This window comes from Candidatus Collinsella stercoripullorum, from assembly GCF_027669965.1.
In the GTDB taxonomy this organism is placed as follows: domain Bacteria; phylum Actinomycetota; class Coriobacteriia; order Coriobacteriales; family Coriobacteriaceae; genus Collinsella; species Collinsella stercoripullorum.
On sequence record NZ_JAQECM010000004.1, the window covers coordinates 56,728 to 78,498 of the forward strand.

The 21,771-nt window shown below is 67.3% G+C and carries 16 protein-coding genes; 10 read left to right on the forward strand and 6 right to left on the reverse strand.

Features of this window, described 5'->3' with window-relative positions; all coding sequences use genetic code 11:
* Window positions 1–167 precede the first annotated feature (167 nt).
* The gene (locus PHA29_RS02040; protein ID WP_270847807.1) at window positions 168–1,412 is read left to right on the forward strand and encodes a Fic family protein; all 1,245 of its coding nucleotides are present in this window, start codon (window positions 168–170) and stop codon (window positions 1,410–1,412) included.
* Between the two features lie 45 nt (window positions 1,413–1,457).
* Here PHA29_RS02040 and PHA29_RS02045 read toward each other — a convergent pair whose 3' ends face one another.
* Window positions 1,458–2,453 (reverse strand): YitT family protein, encoded by a 996-nt coding sequence (locus tag PHA29_RS02045; RefSeq protein WP_270403960.1) that lies wholly within the window; start codon window positions 2,451–2,453, stop codon window positions 1,458–1,460.
* Between the two features lie 173 nt (window positions 2,454–2,626).
* Here PHA29_RS02045 and PHA29_RS02050 point away from each other — a divergent pair, with 173 nt between their 5' ends.
* Both PHA29_RS02050 and PHA29_RS02055 read left to right on the forward strand, forming a co-directional pair.
* On the forward strand, window positions 2,627–4,621 hold the full coding sequence (locus PHA29_RS02050; protein WP_270847810.1) for a RecQ family ATP-dependent DNA helicase: 1,995 nt from the start codon (window positions 2,627–2,629) through the stop codon (window positions 4,619–4,621).
* Window positions 4,622–4,768: 147 nt separating this feature from the next.
* The gene (locus PHA29_RS02055; protein ID WP_270847811.1) at window positions 4,769–6,409 is read left to right on the forward strand and encodes a zinc-ribbon domain-containing protein; all 1,641 of its coding nucleotides are present in this window, start codon (window positions 4,769–4,771) and stop codon (window positions 6,407–6,409) included.
* Between the two features lie 150 nt (window positions 6,410–6,559).
* Here the strand turns inward: PHA29_RS02055 and PHA29_RS02060 are convergent, their stop codons facing one another.
* Window positions 6,560–7,516, reverse strand: coding sequence for a lactate/malate family dehydrogenase (locus PHA29_RS02060; protein WP_270847813.1), 957 nt, complete (start codon window positions 7,514–7,516; stop codon window positions 6,560–6,562).
* Window positions 7,517–7,623: 107 nt separating this feature from the next.
* Here PHA29_RS02060 and metA point away from each other — a divergent pair, with 107 nt between their 5' ends.
* Window positions 7,624–8,553: a homoserine O-acetyltransferase MetA gene (gene metA / locus PHA29_RS02065; protein ID WP_270847814.1), complete on the forward strand. Its 930-nt coding sequence runs from the start codon at window positions 7,624–7,626 to the stop codon at window positions 8,551–8,553.
* A gap of 125 nt (window positions 8,554–8,678) precedes the next feature.
* Here the strand turns inward: metA and PHA29_RS10585 are convergent, their stop codons facing one another.
* Together PHA29_RS10585 and PHA29_RS02080 are read right to left on the reverse strand one after the other, a co-directional pair.
* Entirely contained in the window at window positions 8,679–9,905 is a 1,227-nt protein-coding gene (locus PHA29_RS10585) for a DNA-deoxyinosine glycosylase (RefSeq protein ID WP_333491373.1), read from the reverse strand.
* A 202-nt stretch (window positions 9,906–10,107) separates the two neighbouring features.
* Complete coding sequence (locus PHA29_RS02080; protein WP_270847815.1) at window positions 10,108–13,227, reverse strand: insulinase family protein; 3,120 nt, start codon at window positions 13,225–13,227, stop codon at window positions 10,108–10,110.
* 453 nt (window positions 13,228–13,680) lie between these two features.
* Between PHA29_RS02080 and PHA29_RS02085 the strand changes: the two genes are divergently transcribed.
* Window positions 13,681–14,661 carry a DMT family transporter gene (locus PHA29_RS02085; RefSeq protein ID WP_270847817.1) on the forward strand — a complete coding sequence of 327 codons (981 nt, stop codon included), beginning with the start codon at window positions 13,681–13,683 and terminating at the stop codon, window positions 14,659–14,661.
* A 4-nt stretch (window positions 14,662–14,665) separates the two neighbouring features.
* On the opposite strand, the gene PHA29_RS02090 is transcribed toward PHA29_RS02085, so the two are convergent.
* Both PHA29_RS02090 and PHA29_RS02095 read right to left on the reverse strand, forming a co-directional pair.
* Entirely contained in the window at window positions 14,666–15,193 is a 528-nt protein-coding gene (locus PHA29_RS02090; RefSeq protein ID WP_270847818.1) for a type II TA system antitoxin MqsA family protein, read from the reverse strand.
* Window positions 15,174–15,536, reverse strand: a complete 363-nt coding sequence (locus PHA29_RS02095) for a hypothetical protein (RefSeq protein ID WP_270847820.1) — start codon at window positions 15,534–15,536, stop codon at window positions 15,174–15,176. The genes PHA29_RS02090 and PHA29_RS02095 overlap by 20 nt, the downstream gene beginning before the upstream one ends.
* 969 nt (window positions 15,537–16,505) lie before the next feature.
* Here PHA29_RS02095 and loaP point away from each other — a divergent pair.
* From loaP to PHA29_RS02120, 5 genes are all read left to right on the forward strand, one after another.
* Complete coding sequence (gene loaP, locus PHA29_RS02100) at window positions 16,506–17,015, forward strand: antiterminator LoaP (RefSeq protein WP_270573807.1); 510 nt, start codon at window positions 16,506–16,508, stop codon at window positions 17,013–17,015.
* 154 nt (window positions 17,016–17,169) lie between these two features.
* Window positions 17,170–19,035 (forward strand): polysaccharide biosynthesis protein, encoded by a 1,866-nt coding sequence (locus PHA29_RS02105; RefSeq protein WP_270847822.1) that lies wholly within the window; start codon window positions 17,170–17,172, stop codon window positions 19,033–19,035.
* A gap of 3 nt (window positions 19,036–19,038) precedes the next feature.
* Window positions 19,039–19,788 carry a sugar transferase gene (locus PHA29_RS02110; RefSeq protein ID WP_270847824.1) on the forward strand — a complete coding sequence of 250 codons (750 nt, stop codon included), beginning with the start codon at window positions 19,039–19,041 and terminating at the stop codon, window positions 19,786–19,788.
* Entirely contained in the window at window positions 19,785–20,663 is an 879-nt protein-coding gene (locus PHA29_RS02115; protein WP_270847826.1) for an NAD-dependent epimerase/dehydratase family protein, read from the forward strand. Before PHA29_RS02110 ends, PHA29_RS02115 begins: the two co-directional genes overlap by 4 nt.
* 5 nt (window positions 20,664–20,668) lie before the next feature.
* Window positions 20,669–21,769: a glycosyltransferase family 4 protein gene (locus PHA29_RS02120; protein ID WP_270847859.1), complete on the forward strand. Its 1,101-nt coding sequence runs from the start codon at window positions 20,669–20,671 to the stop codon at window positions 21,767–21,769.
* The last annotated feature ends 2 nt before the right edge of the window (window positions 21,770–21,771 follow it).

Here is a 21,771-nt window from a genome sequence, read left to right on the forward strand (position 1 = left end):
CGCCGTTTTCCGTTCGGCGCTGCGATTCGAAGCTATCGGAAAGAATCCGAGATTCTTTTCCGATAGGTTGTGAATGATATAAGCTATCGGAAAGAAATCTCGATTTTTTTCCGATAGAATATGAATCTGAAGCGCTATCGGAAGAAACCGCTCATAAGGGGGACTCTATGGCGTATCCGACGCTCGAGAAGATCTTCCATGCCGATGCCAGCTCCGACAGGTATGCGCATCATCGGGAGCTGGCGATAAGCCGGCTGGAAAGCGAGTCGACGTTTCGCACCGGCATCGAGCTGGATGCAGGCGAGCTGTTCCTTGCCGTTCCACGGGAGCTCTCGTTGCTGAATGAGCGGGTGCTCCGCCGTGAACGCCGTGTCTCCAAGCTATGGCGCAGTCTCCCGACTGCGGCTCTCGGCGCGTATATTCGTACGCTCATCTTGGATGAAGTGGTTTACAGCAACGAGATCGAGGGCGTTCACAGCACTCGCCGGGATATAGAGCGCGCGCTCGAGGAGGCGAAAAGCACCATGCCCACAACGGGCGGCGAGGGCAGGCACACCCCGTTCTTCGAGTTCGCGAAGCTGTACCTTGGCCTCACCGATGGGCCGGAGCCCCCTGAGACGCTTCAGGATATCAGGGATATCTACGATTCCGTCGTGATGGACGCACTTGCCGAAGAGGATCGGTTGGGGGATTCCCTGTTTCGGAGCGGTCAGGTCGTGGTGGAGAACGGGTTCGGTAGGGTTGTCCACGTCGGCGTGTCCCCGGAGTCGCGCATCGAGGAGATGCTGACGCAGTGGCTTGCGCTGTCGAGGAGTGAGGAGATACCCGAGACGTACAGCGCGCTCCTATGTCACTTCCTGTTCGGGTACATCCATCCGTTCTACGACGGAAACGGGCGCACGGGGCGCTATCTGCTCGCCCTTCATCTGAGCAGACCCCTTTCCCAGCCCACGGTGCTCTCGCTTTCGCGGGTTATCGCGGAAAACAAAGGTGCGTACTACCGTGCCTTCGATGCCGCGGAGAAAAAGCTGAATTGCGGTGAAGGTACCCATTTCGTGATGACGATGCTCGATCTGGTTGCGGAGGCGCAGATGGAGCTCATCGCCGACCTCGAGGAGAAGCGCCAGCTGCTCGATGAGCTTGAGGCGCGAATCGACGCTCGTTCATGGATCATCTCCAAGCGGGCACTCAACGTGCTGTTTTACGCTGCGCAGATGGAGGTGTTCGACGCATTCCGCGAGACGCGCCTGGCAGATGTCGCATCATGGTTGGGGGTCAGCAAGCCGACAGCCCGCAAGGCGTTCGACGAGCTGGTAGCAGAGGGCTTACTGGTGAAGGTTTCACAGCGTCCGCCTGTTTTCAGGATGACCGATCTTGGGAAGACCTTGCTCGGTCTCGAGGCGGGCAAGTAGCGAACCCGGGCGGCACGGCGGTGAGCTGGCTGCCCGCCCGCACCGCTACCGTCCGTCGTCCGACATAAGCGAGCCGCGCCGGCGGGCGGCCGAGGAGCGCGTGGGCAGCTTGTCGGGGTCGGGGACGGCGATGGGCACCGGCTCGTCCACATGGCCGTGCCACCAGCCCCCGATGAAGTCGTCGGTCCTCAGCACGTTGATGACCACGCCGGGGTCGATCTCGCGCATGAGCTTGACCACATCGGCCGACTCGTAGGTCGAGATCACCGCGTGCAGCAGGTACATCTTCTCGCGGCTGTAGCCGCCGACGATCTCCGCGCAGCTGATGCCGTGCTGGAACCGCTCGATGTAGGCGCGCATGATCTCGTCCGCGCGGCGCGTGGTCACCTGCAGGGTGACGCGGTCGTAGCGGTGGTAGAAGCTGTCGATGCTCTTGGTCGAGATGAACTGGAACACGATGGCGTAGGCGGCGTTGTCCCAGCCGAACAGCGCGCCGAAGATGACCAGGACGATGCAGTTCCCCGCGAAGACGAACCCCCAGATGGTCTTGCCCGTGCGGTTGGAGACGAGCAGCGCGATGAAGTCGGTGCCGCCCGTGGACGCCCCCGCCTTGAGCGCGAGCGCGATGGAGATGCCGGACAGGAAGCCGCCGAACACGACGAGCAGCATCTTGTCGTCGAGCAGCGGGGCGAAATCGCATACCTGCAGGAACAGCGATGACAGGGCGACCTGCATCATGGAGAACAGCACGAAGCGGTGGCTGATGCTGCGCCAGCACAGCAGGGCGACGGGGATGTTCAGGGCGAGCATGCCGAGCGAGGTGTCGATGCGGACGCCGCCGAGCGCGGTGATGCGGTCGAGCAGCACGGCGATGCCGGTGAAGCCGCTCGGCAGCAGGTCGGCGGGGTTGACGAATGCCTGGATCACGAAGGCCTGCAGCAGGGCGGACGCCGTCACGGCGAGGGCGGTGATGATGCGGCGCACGACGGTGAGCCGGGCGAGCCGCAGCGCGCGGTCGGAAATGGTGTCGGTGGAGCCCACGGGTCCTCCTTCGGCGATGCGAGAGGGCAGGTCGCGCCGATTCTACCATGCACCCCGTCTCCGGTCCGGGTCCCGGGGGAACGGCGGCATGATGCGGGGGCGCAGCGACGGGGCGCGCCCTTCCGGTGGCGTATAATCCACACGCACGAGACGAAGGGGGCGAAGGGGTGACGATGGATCGGGACCTGATGGGCGCGGCCCACGAGGCGCTGCGCAGGTACTTCGGCTACGGCTCCTTCCGGCCGGGGCAGGACCGCCTGGTGGAGGCGGTCCTGTCCGGTCGGGACGCGCTGGGCGTCATGCCCACCGGAGCGGGGAAATCCATCTGCTACCAGGTTCCCGCGCTCACCCTGTCCGGGATCACCCTGGTGGTGAGCCCGCTCGTCTCGCTCATGGGCGACCAGGTCCGCGCCCTCAAGGCCGCCGGCGCCCGTCCCAGCTACCTCAACTCGTCGCTCACGCCCGGACAGCGGAACACCGTGCTCAAGCGCGCGTCGGAGGGCTGGTACCAGATCATGTACGTGGCGCCCGAGCGCCTGTCCGACCCGCGCTTCATCGCCTTCGCGCAGGCGGCGGTCGCGCCGGGCGGCGTCGGCATCCCGCTGGTCGCAGTCGATGAGGCGCACTGCGTCTCGCAGTGGGGGCAGGACTTCCGCCCCTCCTACCTGCAAATCTCCGAGTTCATAGATGCCCTGCCCGTGCGCCCGCCCCTCGCCGCCTTCACCGCCACGGCGACCGAGCGCGTGCGCGCGGACATCGTCGCGATGCTCGGGCTGCGCGATCCCGAGACGGTGGTCACGGGGTTCGACCGGGAGAACCTCTACTTCGCGGCGGAGGAGATGGGCGATAAGGCCAAGGCGGTCTGGATCCGCGACTACGCCATCTCCCACGCGGACGAGAGCGGCATCGTGTACTGCTCGACCCGCAAGGCCGTCGACGAGCTCTACCTGCAGCTCGACCGGGCGCTGGCGCCGCATGGGATCCGCGTGGGCCGCTACCACGCGGGCATGTCGGCAGACGAGCGCACCGCGAACCAGGTGGCGTTCATCGACGACGCGGCGCCGGTCATCGTGGCGACCAACGCCTTCGGGATGGGGATCGACAAGCCCAACGTCCGCTACGTCATCCACCACAACGTGCCGGAGAGCATCGAGGCCTACTACCAGGAAGCCGGCCGCGCCGGCCGCGACGGCGACCCGGCAAGCTGCTACCTTCTGTGGAACGGCAACGACTTCCGCCTGCGCCGCTTCCTCATCGACCGGGAGTACGGTGAGGGGGCTGCGGACGAGGTGCCCGACCCGGAGGCGCGCGAGCGCGCGCGGCAGAACCGCTACCGTCTGCTCACGGCCATGGAGGGGTACTGCGAGACCACGGGCTGCCTGCGCGCCTACATCCTGCGCTACTTCGGCGACGAGGGCGCCCTCGGCGTGGAGTCCCCCGCCGCCCGCGGCGCGCAGGACGGCTGCGGCAACTGCGGGAACTGCACGGGGGCGTTCGAGACGGAGGACGTGACCGAGGTCGCGCGCCAGGCGGTCCTGTTCGTCCAGGCGACGGGCGGGAGGTTCGGCCGCACCCTCGTCGCCGACGCCCTGCACGGCGCCAACACGGAGAAGATCCGCAGCCTCCATCTGGACGGGGCCGCCGGCTACGGATCGCTCGCCCACGAGCCGACCGGCCGCATCAAGGACGTGGTGTCGCAGCTCATCGGCCGCGGGTACCTGGTCCAGTCCCAGGGGCAGTTCCCGGTCGTGGGGCTCGGTCCGCGCGCCGTCGAGGTGCTCGCGGACAGCCCCGAGCACCCCTTCGAGCTCACCGTGAAGCGCCGCGCCGCCCGCCGCCGGTCGCCCGAGCGCGTCCGCCGCGCGGTGGATCTGCTGCGCGAGGAGGCGGCGGAGGAGGGCTCGGCGCGCAGCCGCCGCCCGCATGTGGGGGACGACGCGGAGCTGTTCGAGCGCCTGCGCGAGCTGCGCCGCTCCTTCGCGGCCGAGCGCCAGTGGGCCCCCTACATGATCGCCTCGGACAAGGCGCTGCGCGGCATGTGCCGCCTGCGACCGACGACCCGCGAGGAGCTGCTCGAGGTGCCGGGGATCGGCGAGCGGAAGGCGGACGAGTTCGGGGAGGCGTTCCTGAGCGAGATCGCCTCCTTCGAGGAGCTCCGTCGGTCATGACGATTGCGCCGACCCTGTCCGAGCTGCAGTTCGTCTAATTATCGACCCCCTTTGCCGACCGGGCGCGCGTCCGGATTGTCCGCCATAGGATAATCCGGTCACGCGGCAAGCGATCAGACGGAGCGCACCCCCGGAAGCGAGGTCACCATGTTCTGCAGACATTGCGGCAAGCGACTGCCCGACGACTCCAAGTTCTGCACCTACTGCGGGAAGTCCGTGGTCATCGAGGACGAGGGGGCCTCTGCGGGGCAGGCGCCCGAGCCGGCCTCGACCGAGGCCGCGCCCGCGCCCGCGACGGCGCCGGTTGAGGCTGCGCCCGCACCTGCAGCCGAAACCGCAGCTGACGTGTCCACGGACGATGCGCCCGCGGACGACCGCGGACCCGTGGCCGGTATGCCCGCGGCCGATGCATCGGAGCCCTCCGATGACGTCCCCATGGCCGATGGGACGTCCCCCATGCCTCGCGAGCCCGACCATGACGAGGCGGGGCCCGATGCGCCCACCGGGGAGAGCGCCGCGCCGGAGCCCGGGACGCCGCATGTCGGCGGCACGCCCGCCGTGGACGACGCGCTCACCGGGGAGGTCGCGGCCCAGGAGACCCCCGATTCCCCGGCAGCATCCTCCGCGGATACTGCCGCCGATGCCGAGCGCCCCGCCGCGGCGGCGGACATGCCGGCTGCCGGCGCGACGCAGCCCGCCGCCTGGACCGTGCCCGCCGACGCAGTCCCGCCTCCGGACGCCTCCGCCCCCGTCACCCCTCCCGCCGCCGCAGGGCCCTCGTCTCGCAGGCGCGCCCCGATCGTCATCGCCGCCGTCGTGGCGGCCGTGGTCGTGATCGCCATTGTGGCGGGCTTCGCCTGGCAGCGCGCCGAGGCGGAGCGCGCGGAGGCCGAGCGGGCCGAGCAGCAGGCGGAGCGGGAGCGCGAGGTGGAGCGCGTCCGGCAGGAGGCGCTGACGTCGGTCCATGCGGTGGCCATCGAGGTCGATGCGCGCGGCTGGGACACCGGCGACGGCGCGAGCCCGCTGCCCGTCGAGGTCACCGGCACCGAGGCCGCGGGCGACGAGGTGGACGAGGTCCAGTTCGTCGACAGCGACGGCGACGGCCTCGAGCTGCGCGCGGGCGACTACGAGCTCCGCGTCGCCTGCTCTCCCATCGCCGACGACGGGACCATGTACGACGCGCCATCGAGGGCCGTCGAGCTCTCGATCGACGAGGACCTGGCCGCAGGCAGGGACCTGGACCGCTCCGACGAGGTCTCCTTCGAGCTCGACGCGCTGCGCTCCGGCGTGTCCTCCGCGGACATCGAGCGCGCCTACGACTACGCCGTCGATGCGGGCTGCGACGATGCGGACGACCTGCGCGACGCCGCGCGCGAGCGCTACCTCGATGCCGACGACGGCGCCGACGACGATGTGTCCGCGAGCGATAGGTCGGACTCGTCCTCGGGCTCCTCGTCGTCTCGGGGAAACGCGGTGTCGTCCATGTACGATGACGAGTTCCTGACCATGGCGGTCCCCGACGGCTGGGAGATCAACCTGGCATCGGGTGGCGGAGACGTCTTCGCGCGCTACACGGTGTCGCTCGCCGGCGAGCAGCTGTTCACCATCGACGTGCACACGGGGAGCGTCTCGGTGACGAACACCGATATCACGGATCCCTCCGGCGTCGTCATCCTCGGCACCACGTCGGACGGGATGGCCGTCACCGCCACGCGCGGCAACGGCGACGCGGCGTACAACAACATGGCGAACATCGCGAACTGCCTCGACACGGTCCGCGTCAAATAGCGGGCGCGCCGCGACCGGCATGCGCACGGCCCCGCCCCTGCATCGCCGCGAACCGCCTCCCATCCCTCGGACTCCTATCTCCTCGTCCAAGAAACGGGGGCGGTTCGCCGTGGAGCGGGGCGGGGCCGTCCTTCTTCGCGATCGGCCCGGCTACCACCAGCTCAGGCGACCCACGTTCTCCCGGATGTGCGCGCAGCTCGCGCGGAAGCCCGCGAGCTCGTCCTCGGACAGCTCGGGCTCGAGCACCCGCTCGACGCCCGCGCGCCCGACGACGCACGGCAGGGAGGCGAACACATCGGCCTCGCCGTATTGGCCTGTGAGCAGGGACGATACCGCCAGCACGGCGTGCTCGTCGAAGAACACGGCGCGCACGATCCGCGCCGCGGCGTTCGCCACGGCGTATTCGGTGCAGTGCTTGCCGGCCATCGTCACGTAGCCCCCGCGGCGGGCGAGCTCCTCCACCTTCGCGCGGTCGAACCCGAAGCGCTCCGGGTCGGTCTCGGCGAGGCGGTCGAGGGGGATCCCCGCGATCGAGGCGGACTTCCAGGCGGCGATCTGCGAGAAGCCGTGCTCGCCGATCATGTACGCGTCGACCGATGCCGGGTCGAGCCCGCCGCACGCCAGGGAGACCTGGGTGCGCAGGCGCGCGGAGTCGAGCGCGCAGCCGCTTCCGATGATCCGCGCCGGGTCATAGCCCGTGAGGTGGGCGAACTCCAGCGCCACCACGTCGCAGGGGTTGGCGATGGACAGCCAGATGCCCTGGAAGCCCGCATCCACGATGCGCCGGGCGAACATGCGGCAGGCGTCGGTGGTGTAGAACAGCTCGCCGTCGCGGCTCTCGCTGGACCGCGCGACGCTGCCCGCCGCGTTGACGACGATGTCGCAGCCGGCGAGCTCCTCATAGCGGTCGCCGCAGGCGGAGACGCGCGCCCCGCACGGGCGGAAGGAGAGGGAGTCCCGCAGGTCCTGGACCTCGGAGGCCAGCTTTCCCGCATCGATGTCGCACAGGACGATCTCGTCGGCGAGACCCTGCGCGAGCAGGCAGTCGGCGACGTGCGCGCCGACGTGCCCCACGCCGACGATTCCGACGGTACGCGCTTGCATCATGGAGCCCTTTCTCACGGTCACGGGGATACGCCCCGATTGTAGCGCGTTACAATGGACGGACGCATCGGCCATATCCGCCCCATCGGGCGCGCACGAAGGAGCCCCGCATGCCCATCCGCATCCCCGACGCCCTGCCCGCCACCGAGACCCTCGAGGGCGAGAACATCTTCGTCATGACCGAGTATCGGGCGCTGCACCAGGACATCCGGCCGCTCCATGTGCTCATCTTGAACCTCATGCCCACCAAGATCGCCACCGAGACCCAGATCATGCGCAAGCTCTCCAACACCCCGCTGCAGATCGAGGTCGAGCTCATGCGCACCAAGAGCCACGAGGCCACCCATGTCGCGGCGAGCCATCTGGAGACGTTCTACCGCACCTTCGACGAGGTCCGCGACCGCCACTACGACGGCCTCATCATCACGGGCGCGCCGGTCGAGCAGATGCCGTTCGAGCAGGTCGATTACTGGGACGAGCTCTGCGACATCATGGCGTGGTCGACCTCGAACGTCCATTCCACGCTGCATATCTGCTGGGGGGCGCAGGCGGGGCTCTACTACCATTACGGCATCGGGAAGCACGACCTGCCCGCCAAGGCGTCCGGGGTGTTCGAGCACCGGCTCGTCAAGCCGTCCAGCCCGCTCGTCCGCGGCCTGGACGACCGGTTTTTCGCCGTGCACTCGCGCAACACCGAGGTGCGCCGCGCGGACGTGGAGGCGGTGCCCGAGCTGGAGGTCATCGCGGTCTCCGACGAGGTGGGCCTCTACATCGTGAAGTCGACGGACAGCCGCCGGTTCTTCGTGTTCGGGCATCCCGAGTACGACACGGACACCCTGCGCCAGGAATACGAGCGCGACGTCAAGCGGGGCCTCGACCCCGAGGTGCCGAGGAACTACTTCCCGGACGACGACCCCGCGCGCGAGCCGCTCAACACCTGGCGCGCGCAGGCGCAGCTCATCTACACCAACTGGCTGAACTACTACGTCTACCAGACCACGCCCTACGACATCCGCCGCGCCGGCGGCGGCGAATCATAGCGGGAAAATAGGGACAGGCACTTTTTTCCCAGTACGGGGGCCGTGTGGGAAAATAGGGACAGGCACCATTTTCCCGCTGCGCATCCCGTCACGGGAAAAAAGTGCCTGTCCCTATTTTCCCGCCGCTAGCAGATGACGATGCGCGGCAGCGTGCGGTCGTGCGCCTCGACGGGCACGGACCCGACCCGCTGCTCGGCGAAGGCGACGCCCGCGATGCGGCAATCCGGTCGGAGGAGCGGCAGGTAGCGGTCGTAGTTCCCGCCGCCGTACCCGAGGCGCCGCCCCGCGGCGTCGAACGCGACGAGCGGGATGAGGGCGAGGTCGATCTCACCGGGCGCGACGAGCGGGAAGCGCTCCGGGTCCGGTGACGACGAGGCGACCGGGCGCTCGACGAACGCGACGGAGCCCGTCCGGAGGTCGGCCTCCGCGACAAGGCGCATCACCATGCGCTGGCGCCGCCCGCCCGCTGTGTCCGGGCACCGCTCCATGCAGGGGAACGCCACGCGGGCGCCGCGGCGGTACGCGGCGTCGACGAACGCCGCGAGGTCGACCTCGGGGCCCATGGCGGCGTACACGGATATCGTCGGGCGAACGGGCAGGGTGTCGAGCTCCCGCTCCAGCCTGTGGCACAGCTCGCGGGAGCGCTCGGCCCGCTCACGGGCGGGGATGGCCTCCCGGCACGCGAGCACGATGCGCCTGAGCTCGGATTTCGCCGCCTTGCCCGCGGCTTCGGACACCCCTTCTCCCGTGAGCCCGTCCGCGGCGGCCTTCCCGGCGGCCCCGGACGCCCCGCTCCCCGTGCGCCCGCCCATCGCGGCCTCCGGCCGTGCGGCGTGCGCGCCCCGCACGGCTTCGGCGACCGGCCGATACGCTTCCACCAGGTCGTCGAGGCGCATGCGGGCGTTCGCGGGGCTCGTCGACGGCAGGGCGCACAGCTCGATCCCCCGCTGCGCCAGCAGCTCCCCGTCGAATCGGCGGCACAGCTGCGCGGCCGTGCCGCCCGTGGTGAAGACGCGCCCGATCGGGGCGGCATCGAGGATGCGCGCGAGGTCGTTGGGGACGGGGTCGGCGATGCTCGCGTCCGAGGCCCCCGCGATGGAGCAGGAGGCGAGCACGTCCCAGAGCGCGATCCCGTGCTCGAGCAGGAAGGCGGTGCGCGGCCCGTTCTCGGAGAGCGCGCGGTCGGGCAGTCCGAACAGCCGCTCCATCACGCGCCAGAAGCGGTTCTGCGGATGCCCGTAGTAGAAGCCCGCGGCGCGCGAGGCGGGCGAGGGCATCGTGCCCAGGACGAGCACGCGCGAGCCCGCGTCGAAGACCGGCTCGATGGTGTGGGTGACGCGCTGCGCCTCCATGGCCCCTCCTGTTCCCTCGGCGCGGGTGCGCCGGTTGCGGCTCCGATGCGCCCCGGGACGGCTCGGGGCGGCGTCCCGCCTGCGTGATCATGCCGGCGGGCGCTGCTCCGGTCGGGGCCGGTGACCGCACAGCCGCCCGGCGCCCCGCCCGCCGCACCGCACCGGCCCCGCGACGCCGCAGCGCCGCAGGGCCCTCGTCCGCCTATCCCAGCAGGTCGACCGGGACGAGCCCCGCCTCGCTGCGCTCGATGACCTCGCGGCCGCCGAACACGCACAGCGGCGCCTCCTCGGCCGCGCGGGCGACGTCGTCGCCCAGGGCGCGCACCTTCTCCGGCGTGGCGGCGAGGATGTCCTCGCGCATGCGCGCGCGCCAGCCGACCGGCCGCCCGGTGAAGAACTCGAGGTTCTGCCGGCGTGTGAGCGCGTAGGGCTTGAGCGGCGCGTCGTGGCCGGCCACGCTCGACACGATGAAGCCCTCGAACGCCTGCGGGTCGGGGTCGAAGCCCGACAGCCAGGCGCCCGCGCCGGCGATCCGCTCGATCGAGGGGTCGATGGCGGGGTCGCGGTAGGTGTAGAACAGCAGCTGCCGGTCGGGCACCGCGCGGAACCCGCAGCCGTAGGCGCCGCCCTTCACGCGGATCTCGTTCCACAGGTAGTCGTAGGACAGCGCGGAGGCCGCCACGCCCCAGGTGCCGTCCGTCTCGAGCCCCAGCACGCGCGGGTCGGTCGTGCGGGCGACGTAGCAGATGTCGCTCGGGATGATGAAGGCCTCGTGACGCGGCTCGGGCATGGGGACGTAGAGCTCCTTGGCGGCGGCGGTGCGCGGCGCGAGGCCCATCGTGCCGGCGGCAGCCCAGAAGCGGTCGTAGTCCTCATCGGAGCCGGTGAAGCTCATCACCGTGTCGGTCGAGGTGAAGATGCGCCCCTGCAGTTCGCGCAGCTTGCCGCACAGCTCCTCGGCGCGCTCGTCGAAGTGGTCGAGCAGGTCGCGCAGGAACCGGTAGAAGTCCACGCCCGAGAGCTTCTCGGCGACCATGCCGGCCGGCGAGACGTAGGACCAGGAGCGGTTCAGCGCCGCCTGATGCCCCGCGGTGATGAAGCCCTGCTCCATGCCGATGCGCATCTGGGTGAGGACGTCGCGGATGCGGTCGGTGTCCGTGAAGACCGTCTCGCCCCACACCTCGGCGGGGATGGTCGCGAGCGCGTCGAGCTTCTCGGACAGGGCGCCGGCGGCCACGGTCAGGACCGGTTTTGCGAGCTTCCAGTTGGGCTGCGCCATGACCTCGGGCGCGAAGGCGAGGAAGCCGAGGTTGGAACCCACGTAGCTGTCGAGCTCCGAGGCGCTGCGGCGCGCGGTGCCCAGCTGCTTCATGAGGCGGGCGAGCACCGACACGTAGGGCAGCTCGGTGTAGGCGATATGGCTGAGGTCGAAGTAGGCCAGCAGGTAGGCGAGCCGATGGGTGGGAATGCCGTGCTTCAGGCAGGGCAGCGGGGTGCGGGTGTCCAGGGTGAGGGCGGGCTCGGGGCGCGCCGGGCCGATGTCGGACACGTGCAGGCGCGGCAGGGTGGCGCGGGCCTCGGGCGTGTCCTCGGCCTCCTGCACGGCGCGCAGGGCCGCCACGTCGGCGGCGACGGCCTCGGGGTCGGGCCGCTCGGAGGGGGGCAGGCGCACGATGCTCGGGTCGTCGTCCTCGCGCGCCTCGCGCGGGACGAGCTCGACGAGCGCGCGGTGGTCGGACTCGAGCACGAGCTCGCGCAGCAGGTTCTCGAAGTAATCGCCCTCGAGCTCCCGGCGCAGCTCGGCGTAGACCGGCCCGTACTTGAGCGCGAGGGTCGCGGCGCCGTCGTCGTAGAGCCAGGTGGAGAGCATGTCGCAGGCGATGGCGACGCCGTCGGCCATGCCGTAGTCGCGCTGGCGCAGGTCGTACTCGTTGCTCGACAGGACGGCCTCCAGGCGGTCGCGCGGGATGCCCTCGTCCGCCAGACGGCGGCACTCGCCCTCGATGACCTCGCGGAAGGCGCGGGCGGCGTCGGGCTTGGCGCTCTGCAGGATGATGAGCTCGTAGGGCTGCAGGCAGGAGGCCTCGGTGTAGCTCAGGACGTTGCCTCCCAGGCCGGCGGCGAGGATGGCCTTCTTGACGGGCGCCTCGTTCGACCCGAGCAGGGCCTCGAACAGCACGTCCGCGGCGATGACGCGCTTGCGGTCGAGCGCCTGCCCGATCACGTACGCCATGCCCACCTGCGCGTTCTCGGGCGTGGTGGGCATCTCGACGCGGGCGAGGTCGCACACGGTCGGCTGCTGGGGGAGCAGCGGGTTGGGCTCGCCCGGGTGAGCCACGAGCGTGCCGGCGGCGCGCTTGGCCTCGTCGGCGGCGTCGCGCGCGGCGGCGGAGAGGTAGCGGTCGTCCAAGAAGCCGAGCACGCGATCGGGATCGAGGTCGCCGTAGAGGACGATATAGCTGTTGGCGAGGTTGTAGTGGCGCGCATGGGTGTCGAGGAAGCCCTCGTAGGTGAGCTCGGGGATGGCGCGCGGGTTGCCGCCGGACTCGCAGGCGTAGGCGGTGTCGGGGAACAGCGCGCGGCCGATGGCGTTGTCGAGGACGTCGAGCGGGTCGGACAGGGCGCCCTTCATCTCGTTGAAGACGACGCCGTTGTAGCGCAGGCCGGGGGAGGCGGCGCCGTCCGCGGTCGCGGCTCCATCGGCCTCGGTCCCGTCGGGGGTCCGCCCTGCGGCGGACGCCCCGTCGTCGTCGACGGTGCCCTCATCCGCCTGCGCGGCCACGGCCTGCCCCGCGGCGGCCACCCCCTCGTCGAGCTCGAAGTGCCAGCCCTCCTGCTCGAAGATGGCGCGCTTGGTGTAGATGGCCGGGTTCAGGACCGCGTCCATGTACACGTCCATGAGGTTCAGCAGGTCCTGTTCGTTGGTCGAGGCCACGGGGTAGACCGTCTTGTCCGGATAGGTCATGGCGTTCAGGAAGGTCTGCATGGACCCCTTGATGAGGTCCACGAACGGCTCCTTGACCGGGAACTTGGCCGAGCCGTTGAGCACCGAGTGCTCGAGGATGTGGAAGACGCCGGTGTCGTCGACGGGGGGCGTCTTGAAGGCGATGGCGAACGCCTTGTTCTCGTCCTCGCAGGCGAGGTGCACGAGGCGCGCCCCCGAGGAGGCGTGGCGCATCACGTAGGCGTCGGCGTCGAGCTCCCCGATCTCCTCGATGCGCTCGACGGTGAAGCCGTGGAGCTCGGTTCCGCGGGCGAGGCGGGCTGCCGCGCGCTCGCGGGCCGTCGGCTCGGAATCGCTGGACGTGGTCACTTCGGACATGGTCGGGTTCCTTTCAGGTTCCGTACATGAGGTTCACTTGCACCAGCTTATACCCTAACGGTTCCGGACGAGGCCGGAAGGCGGACGGGTGGGGGAGACGGCGCGGGGCGGATCGCCCGGGGCCCGCATCCCGCGCCGGCGGCGGGCACGTCCGTGCGGGTCTCCGCCGACGTGTCGACCGCGTCCGCATCCCGCGCCGTCCGCGGCGGCCGTTGGTGATGAAAATGCGGAGGAGCGCGGGCGCGGCGACGGGCCGTCGGCGGTCCGGGCGGCGTTTGCCGAGGGCGCGCTCCGGCTGGGGAAAGCGGGCGGGACCTTATGCGCCGTTTCTGCATAACGAGGGCATCAACCTGCGGAATCATGCGTTAAGGTAGGTTGCGGAAGGCGCGGCGCGCGCGGGTCGGACCCCGCGTGCGCGACGTGCGGGAACCGGGATGTGCGAAAGGTGCGGGCATGGCGGAGGTCGTCGAGAGCGTACGGGAGAAGGTGCCTGCGGGCAAGGACGCGGCGAGCCGTGCGGCGCGACGCGCGTGGCGCGAGCGCCTGAACAACGCGGCGTCCCGCAAGCTTCTCATCGGCGCGGGGGCGGCCCTGCTGGGCGGTGCGTTCTGGGGGTTCTCCGGCACCGCGGCGAGCGCCCTGTTCGACGTCTACCACGTGGACACGATGTGGCTCATGAGCGTGCGCCAGCTCATCGCGGGCGCGCTGTTCATGGTGCTGATCCTGCTGTTCGACCGCAAGCGCTTCGTGAAGCTGTGGACCACTAGGGAGCACCGCCGCACGCAGCTCGTCTTCACGTTCTTCGGCCTGCTCGCCAACCAGTTCTTCTACCTCAACGCCGTGCGCCTCACCAACGCGGGCACGGCGACGGTGCTGCAGTGCCTGCAGCTGATCTTCATCATGGCCTATACCTGCGTGAGCGCGCATCGCCGGCCGCGCAAGCGCGAGATCGCCGGGCTCATCATGGCGTTCGCGGGCACGGTGCTCATCTCCACGGGCGGCGACCTCACGCGGCTGTCCATCCCGCCGCTGGGCCTGGCCATGGGCCTGCTCACCGCGCTCGGGGCGGCACTGATCACCATCCTGCCCGTGAAGATCTTGCCGGTGTACGGGTCCACCATCGTGACCGGTTCGGCGATGTTCCTCTCGGGTATCGTGACCTCGGTGTTCGTCCATCCGTGGAACAACATGCCGGCGCTCGACGCGGCGGGTTGGGAGACGCTCGCGGTGTTCGTGCTCGTCGGCTCCTTCCTGGCGTACCTGCTCTACATGCAGGGCGTGAAGGACATCGGCAGTATGCGCGCGGGCCTCATCGGCACGGTGGAGCCCGTGTCCGCGACGGTGACGAGCGCCATCGTGCTGGGCACGGCGTTCGCCGGGACGGACCTGGCGGGCTTCGCGCTCATCATCGGGATGATGTTCCTGACGGTGTAGCCGCTCAGCTCCGCTGCGCCCTGGGATCCGGAGTCTCGGAGTCCGCGGGGGAGGCCGGATCCCCCTCATGGGCGAACGCCTGCGCGAGCCGCAGGGATTTCCTGCTGATCGAGCCCTCCGCGAGGGGGATCAGGCAACGCGCGCCCTCGGGGGTGGACGCGAGCCGGATCATGCGGCTGTGCAGCGTGTCGGGGATGGCGCTTCGCTCGTAGGAGGCGTATGTCTGCTCGCCGAAGCCCAGGTAGCGGCTGAACTCGCGCAACGACATGCCGTAACGCGCGCGGATGTGCTTGATCTGCTGCCGCGTGGGGATGCCGTGGAGATGCCGGTAGGCCTCGTCCGCGCGCTCGAAGTTCCGCTGATCGATGCGCGAGTCGCCGATGACGTCCCCGCATCTCGGGCAGACGGCGACCGTTGCCTGGAAAAAGACCTCTTCGCCGTTGATCGGGAGGCTCTCGCGTCGCTCTTCCAGTTGGGCGCACACGGGTGCGTCACATCGAGGGCAGTAGGTGTCATAGCAGTTCGAATCCATCGGTGCTCCTCTTGGTCTCATACGGTTTGATGGAGAGGCATTTACAGCGGCGGGCGCGGGTGCTGACTGAGATCTTGAGATACAGCGCGCGTTCCTCCCAGAATGCTCGGAACTCCGCGACGGTCCAGAGCTCGGCGCGCGAGGGGTCGCGATCGGGTTCCGGTCCGTCGAAGCAACCGCGGGGACGCAGCGTGAGGATCAGCGTCTCAAGATCGAGCGGCGTCATGTCGGATGCGCGCATGAACCGCTCGATCGATGCTCGGGGAACGATGATGACGCCGCGCTCACGCACGTATCTCCGCGCGAGTTCCAAGAACAGCTCAATCGATGCTTCCGGTTTCAATGGTATCACCTCTCCGAGATTTGTGTACTTATAAAATTACAATTAGGTCGGTTTACCGAGGATTTGGGAGACCGGTCGAAGCGGGTGGAAGCGGCAGGTCGTTGATGGTGGGACGGGGCCGGCGGGTTATGGGGATCGGGGACGGAAGCAACGGCCCATCGGACGCTGGCAGTGGGAGTTTCCTGAAGCCACCCGGTCTACGAAGGGGCGGTGAGGGATGGCGCGGATCATATCCGCTTCCGCCCGTCATCGGTCATGCAGCTGCTGACCGGGAGCCTGTGCGTATACATGCAGAGTCCGGTCGAAACCCGAACATCGATGCCACGCGCTCGTTCGATCTGTCGTATCGGCGCGCCGCATGCACGCAGGGCCCGAGGCAATGCAATGAGAACGTAAAGAATCCGTGCAGGGAGCATGGAGGGGGAGCCCACAAACGTGTGGCTTTCGTGGCGGCGGGGGGTGTGTCTCAAAAGTGTCTGCCGGCAAAACCGGAGGTAGCGGCAAATGCCCTGATGACGCGGGCACGGTCGTTACATGGGAGCCGTCGCTTCTTACGGGCGTTCCACGTTTGCGCAACACGAATGATATAGTGGGGAGCGTTCCAGATACGTTTCCATAGCGTGACGGAACGCGTCGCACCAAGCCGCGTCGAGAGGCGGGGTGCGGCGGACATATCCGCATGGACGGGCAATCGTCGCTGAGAGCGCGTTGGTTGGACCATGGGAGACCGATATGCCGGTGGACGGCTTCCGCAAGGGGGTTGTATCGACTGGTGGCTGCGAATCGCGGCGCCGTGGGCGCCTGCGAACGCATGCCGTCGTGGCGCTGTGCCCGTTCGAGGGAGGGTCGTGTGGGGCCCGCCCTCGGCGAACGCATGGCGCTTCGGCGTGTCGGTTTTCCGTGAGGCGCGCGGTCGCGCATGAGGAGCGCCCGGACAACACGCTTTGGGGAGTCGGGCGGCTGGTGAACATGTACGTGCTGCAGGTACCCGGCGGGCGCGAGCGCGCGACGTGCGACCTGCTCCAGAAGATGCTGGGCGATGAGCTCGTGGGAGAGTGCTTCGTCCCGCTGTTCGAGTCGATGCGCCGCGTGCGCGGGGAGTGGCACCGCGAGCAGCGGCGGCTTTTCCCGGGGTATGTGTTCCTGACCACGCCGGATATCGTGCGCGTGGTGCAGCGTCTGCGCGAGCTGCCGTTCTTCGCGCGGGTGATCGGCGGGCATGACGAGCGCTACGTGCCGCTGTCCGCCGAGGAGGTCGCCTGGCTGCAGGCGCTCACGAACGTGGAGACCCACACGGTGGAGTTCTCGCAGGGCGTGATCGAGGGCGACGAGGTCAAGGTCGTCAAGGGCCCGCTTCGGGGCCAGGAGGCGAAGATCCGGAAGATCGACCGCCATAAGCGGCTGGCCTTTCTGGAGATGCATATGTTCGGCCGGACGAAGGTCGTCAAGGTCGGGTTGGAAATCGTAAGCAAGCGGTGATCGCCGCGAGTCGGGGTCGGGCGCCGGGAGGCGTCCGATGTGGTGAAGATGGCTGAAGAGAATATGAAATGGGACGCTGTTGCGGAAGCGTGCGCTTCCGGATGTGTAGAAGCTGGCATTTCGGTCGTTTCCAAGAGGTCGGGTGAGTAGCGTCATGCGTATGAAGTCAGGCTGCAAGGGCAAGCTCGTGCGCGCGGTGCCCTACGCCGTCCTGGACGTGGCCGCGGTCTTCGTCGCCTACCTGGTGAGCTCGTGGGGCGTCGTCTCCGGCGGGCTGGCGCCCGCGGGCCTCCCGCCCTTCCTCCTGCTGGCGTTCCTCGCTGCCGTGGACGTCGCCGTGTTCGCGGCGGCGCACATGTACAGCAACCTGTGGGAGTACGCGAGCATCACCGAGGCGGTGCGCATCGTCGGGGCGACGCTCGCCGGGTCGGTCGCCGGCGACGTCGCGGCCCTGCTGCTGTTCGGGTTCCACATGCCGCTCGGCGTCTACGTGAGCGCGTGGGCCATCCTGCTCATCCTGACCGGCTCGAGCCGCCTGCTCGTGCGCCTCGCGTCGGGGCGCAAGGGCTGGCGCCTGTTCGGCGCCTCGTCCGAGGGGCTTCCCCGCTCCCTGGTCGTCGGCGCGGGCGAGACGGGCTCGCTCGTGGTCAAGCGGATGCTCAACTGCAGCCCCGACACGCACGGGTCGCCCATCGCGATCGTGGACGACGACCCGAGGAAGGTGGGGAGCTACGTGCACGGCGTGCGCGTGGAGGGCACGGTGGACGACATCGCCGCCCTCGTCGCCCGCCACACGATCGAGCAGATCGTGGTCGCCGTCCCCAGCGCGACGCGCGCCGAGCGCGAGCGCATCTACGACGTCTGCATAGCGACCGGTGTCAGGACCGTCACCGTGCCCAGCTTGAGCAGCACCCCGATCGACAAGCGCGGCCGCGTGGTCGTGCGCGACGTGGAGATCTCGGACCTGCTCGCCCGCGACGAGGTCGAGCTCGACCTCTCCCGCATGGGCTACGTGACGGGCAAGCGCGTGCTCGTGACGGGCGGCGGCGGGTCCATCGGCGGCGAGCTGGTGCGCCAGTTGCTACCTGCCAAGCCCGCGGAGATCGTGCTGTTCGACGTCTACGAGAACACGACCTACGAGCTGTACCACGAGCTCCGGAGGAGTGCCGAGCGACAAGGCGTGAGGCTCTCGGTGGAGATCGGCTCCATCACGCACCTGCCCGCCCTCGAGAGGCTGTTCGGGAAGCACGACCCGCAGGTCGTGTTCCACGCCGCGGCGCACAAGCACGTCCCGCTCATGGAGGCCAGCCCGCGCGAGGCCGTCGAGAACAACGTGTTCGGGACCCTGAACGTCTGCCGCATGGCGCACGAGCGCGGATGCAGCCACTTCATCCTGATCTCCACGGACAAGGCGGTCAACCCCACCAACGTGATGGGCGCGACCAAGCGCATGTGCGAGCTCATCGTGCAGTACTACGCGAGCGTGTCGAGGACCGTGTTCGCGGCGGTGCGCTTCGGCAACGTGCTCGGCAGCCACGGCAGCGTGATCCCGCTGTTCAAGCGCCAGCTCAGGGAGGGCGGCCCCATCACGGTCACCAGCCGGGGCATCACGCGCTACTTCATGACGATCCCCGAGGCGTCGAGGCTCGTGATCACCGCCGGCGCGCTGGCGCGCGGCGGCGAGATCTTCATACTGGACATGGGCGAGCCTGTGCGCATCTGGGACCTCGCGGAGAACCTCGTGAGGCTCTCCGGCCTGGTGCCCGGGCGCGACGTCGACATCGTCGAGACGGGGCTGCGACCCGGCGAGAAGATGTACGAGGAGCTGCTCATGGACGAGGACGAGCCGCTCCCGACCGACGTCGCCGACATCACGGTGAGCCGCGCCGCGCCGCCCGACCTCGCGACCGTCCGGGCGAAGCTCGACGAGCTCGAGGCGCACCTGGGCGACGGGGACCGCGAGGTCAAGCTCGCGCTGGCCGCCGCCGTGCCGACGTACCACCCTGATCTGGGTGAGTAGCCGATGGGCGAGACGACGATGTACTCGAGCATCGAAGACGCGATTTCCGCTGGGGTTCCCATCGAGGATGCGCCAAGGGTCTACGCGCTGACGAATGTTCCCGAGGAACTCAATGAAGAACTCGACCTTCACGGTAGGTTCGCGTATCGATTCGTCAAACGGGCGTTTGATATTGTTTCAAGTGCTTGTGGAATTGCCGTTCTATCTCCGGTGATTTTGGGAACGGCCCTTGCAGTGAAACTGACAAGTCCCGGGCCCGTGCTGTTCGGTCAGCAGCGCGTCGGACGGGGGAAGCGGCTGTTCCGCATTTACAAATTCCGTACGATGCGGACCGATACCCCGGACCTCCCCAGTCACATGATCGATGCGAACGATTGGCTTACCCCCATCGGCGCGGTGCTCAGGCGTTTCAGTTTAGATGAGCTGCCTCAGCTGTGGAACATCCTTATAGGCGATATGTCCGTTGTTGGGCCGCGCCCGGCGCTGTGGAGCCAGTTCAATCTGGTCGCCGCGCGCGACGAGGTGGGCGCCAATGATGTGCGGCCCGGGCTGACCGGATGGGCGCAGATCAACGGACGCGACGAGATCTCAATCGAGGAGAAGGTCTCCCTCGATGGCGAATACGTTCGTAGGCGCGCTGTCTTGTTCGATATCAAATGCTTTATCGGAACGTTCTCGAAGCTCTCCGGATCAGAGGTCGTTGAGGTCGAAGTGCCCGAGCCTGTCGGAAAGGGGGGCGAGGAGACCGAATGAAGCGTGTTCTGATAACTGGGGCCGGAAGCTATGTCGGCGGTTGGGTTCGTCGCAGACTCGAGCGCGAGCCCGGTCGTTTCTTCGTCGAGGAGCTGGACGTCCAGGATGATGCTTGGCGGGAGTTCGATTTCTCGGGCTTCGACGTGGTATACCATGTCGCGGGAATCGCGCACGTGTCCACCGATCCCTCGATGGAGGATCTGTATTACCGGGTCAACCGCGATCTTGCCATCGAAGTGGCGAGGCACGCGAAGTCCGCCGAGGTTGGACAGTTTGTGTTCATGAGCAGCTCGATTGTTTATGGGGACAGCGATGTACTCGATGCCGGTCCTATTACCGCCGACACGCCCGCGAATCCTGCGAACTTCTATGGTCGCAGCAAGCTCGAAGCTGAGAAGGGGCTTGAGAGGCTCGCCTCCGAGGATTTCAAGGTCGCTGTACTGCGCTGTCCGATGATTTACGGGCCCGGCTGCAAGGGGAACTTTCCCCAACTTGCGAAGATTGCCCGGAAGTTCCCGGTGTTTCCCTCTTTGGAGAACCGCAGATCGGTGCTGTATGTTGAGAACCTCGCTGAATTCATCGTCCAAATCATCGACCACGGGATGTCTGGTATGTTTTGGCCGCAGAACAGGGAGTATATGCCCACCTCACATGCCGTTTCCGAGCTTGCGCGCGCGCAGGGACGGCACGTTCACCTGACAGGACTATTGAACCCGCTTGCCAAGTTCGCTTGCAGGCATGTGGGCGCCGCGCGCAAAGCGTTTGGAAGCCTGTACTACGACATGGCGCTGTCTGAGTGTGGATTCGATTATTGCGAGTTTTCGTTTCCGGAATCCATCGAGCGCTACTGCGACGGATTGGGTGATGCGTCGTGAAGGTGATGTTCATTACTGCGGCCACGTTTACGATTCCGTGGTTTCGAGAGGACATGCTTCGAGAATTCAGCAAACGTGCCGATGAGGTCATTGTTCTTGGAAACGAAGATGACCCGAAATGGAAGCCGTATTTCCAAGACTTAGGCGTTCGTTATCGCACGTATCCTGTGTCGAGAAACGGCCTTAACCCTTTGCACGACATAAAGACATATCGCGCTCTGAAACGCATTCTTACGGAAGAACGTCCAGACAAAGTGCTTACCAATTTTGTAAAGGCAAATGTGTACGGTTGCATTGCAGCTCACAGGTTAGGGATTCGCGACATATACGTCATGATGGGCGGACTTGGGTCTGTTTTCCATGGGGATGATATAAAGTCTCGTTTGACGCGATTATTTGTTTCGGCGGAGTATCGGGCTTCGTTGAAGCATGCAAAACGGATCTTCTTTCAAAATGATGAAGATTCGCAGCTTCTTGTCAGTTTGGGCGCTGTGAAGGACGAGCAAGTGATTCGAATTAACGGGTCCGGTGTGAATCTCGAACAGTTTAGGCATGAACCGCTGCCCGATCAGATATCTTTTATTTTCATCGGGAGGCTTGTGAGGGGAAAGGGCGTTCTCGACTACCTCGACGCTGCTCGAATTGTGAAAAGCAAGCACCCTGAAGTGAGATTTGATCTTGTCGGACCTTATGACACTAATCCCACTGGGCTCAAACCCGAAGACATCCAGCCGTATATCGATGATGGAACCGTTGTCTATTATGGCGAGCAGAAGGATGTTCGCCCGTTTTTAAAGAACGCTTCGGTTTTCGTTTTACCAAGCTATTACGGGGAAGGCACGCCGAAAAGCGCACTTGAGGCTCTGGCAACCGGCAGGCCTCTTATTGTTGCGGACGCTGTTGGTTGTCGTGAGGTGGTTCGCGACGGTGGGAACGGATTTCTCGTGCCGCCGCAAAGCCCAGAGGCCATCGTTCGCGTAATGAATCGTCTGCTTGAAGAGCACGAACTTATCGAACGAACAGGATGGTCAAGCCGACGCATGGCCGAAGAGGTTTTCGACGTACGAGCTGTTAACGAGACAGTCTGTCGGACGATGGGAATCTGATA

Bases quoted from the DNA above. Each gene is read 5' to 3' on its own strand.
- PHA29_RS02040 (WP_270847807.1), top strand. From the start codon at position 168: ATGGCGTATCCGACGCTCGAGAAGATCTTCCATGCCGATGCCAGCTCC.
- PHA29_RS02050 (WP_270847810.1), top strand. From the start codon at position 2,627: ATGGATCGGGACCTGATGGGCGCGGCCCACGAGGCGCTGCGCAGGTAC.
- PHA29_RS02055 (WP_270847811.1), top strand. From the start codon at position 4,769: ATGTTCTGCAGACATTGCGGCAAGCGACTGCCCGACGACTCCAAGTTC.
- PHA29_RS02060 (WP_270847813.1), bottom strand. From the start codon at position 7,516: ATGATGCAAGCGCGTACCGTCGGAATCGTCGGCGTGGGGCACGTCGGC.
- metA (WP_270847814.1), top strand. From the start codon at position 7,624: ATGCCCATCCGCATCCCCGACGCCCTGCCCGCCACCGAGACCCTCGAG.
- PHA29_RS10585 (WP_333491373.1), bottom strand. From the start codon at position 9,905: ATGGAGGCGCAGCGCGTCACCCACACCATCGAGCCGGTCTTCGACGCG.
- PHA29_RS02080 (WP_270847815.1), bottom strand. From the start codon at position 13,227: ATGTCCGAAGTGACCACGTCCAGCGATTCCGAGCCGACGGCCCGCGAG.
- PHA29_RS02085 (WP_270847817.1), top strand. From the start codon at position 13,681: ATGGCGGAGGTCGTCGAGAGCGTACGGGAGAAGGTGCCTGCGGGCAAG.
- PHA29_RS02090 (WP_270847818.1), bottom strand. From the start codon at position 15,193: ATGGATTCGAACTGCTATGACACCTACTGCCCTCGATGTGACGCACCC.
- loaP (WP_270573807.1), top strand. From the start codon at position 16,506: ATGTACGTGCTGCAGGTACCCGGCGGGCGCGAGCGCGCGACGTGCGAC.
- PHA29_RS02105 (WP_270847822.1), top strand. From the start codon at position 17,170: ATGCGTATGAAGTCAGGCTGCAAGGGCAAGCTCGTGCGCGCGGTGCCC.
- PHA29_RS02110 (WP_270847824.1), top strand. From the start codon at position 19,039: ATGGGCGAGACGACGATGTACTCGAGCATCGAAGACGCGATTTCCGCT.
- PHA29_RS02115 (WP_270847826.1), top strand. From the start codon at position 19,785: ATGAAGCGTGTTCTGATAACTGGGGCCGGAAGCTATGTCGGCGGTTGG.
- PHA29_RS02120 (WP_270847859.1), top strand. From the start codon at position 20,669: ATGTTCATTACTGCGGCCACGTTTACGATTCCGTGGTTTCGAGAGGAC.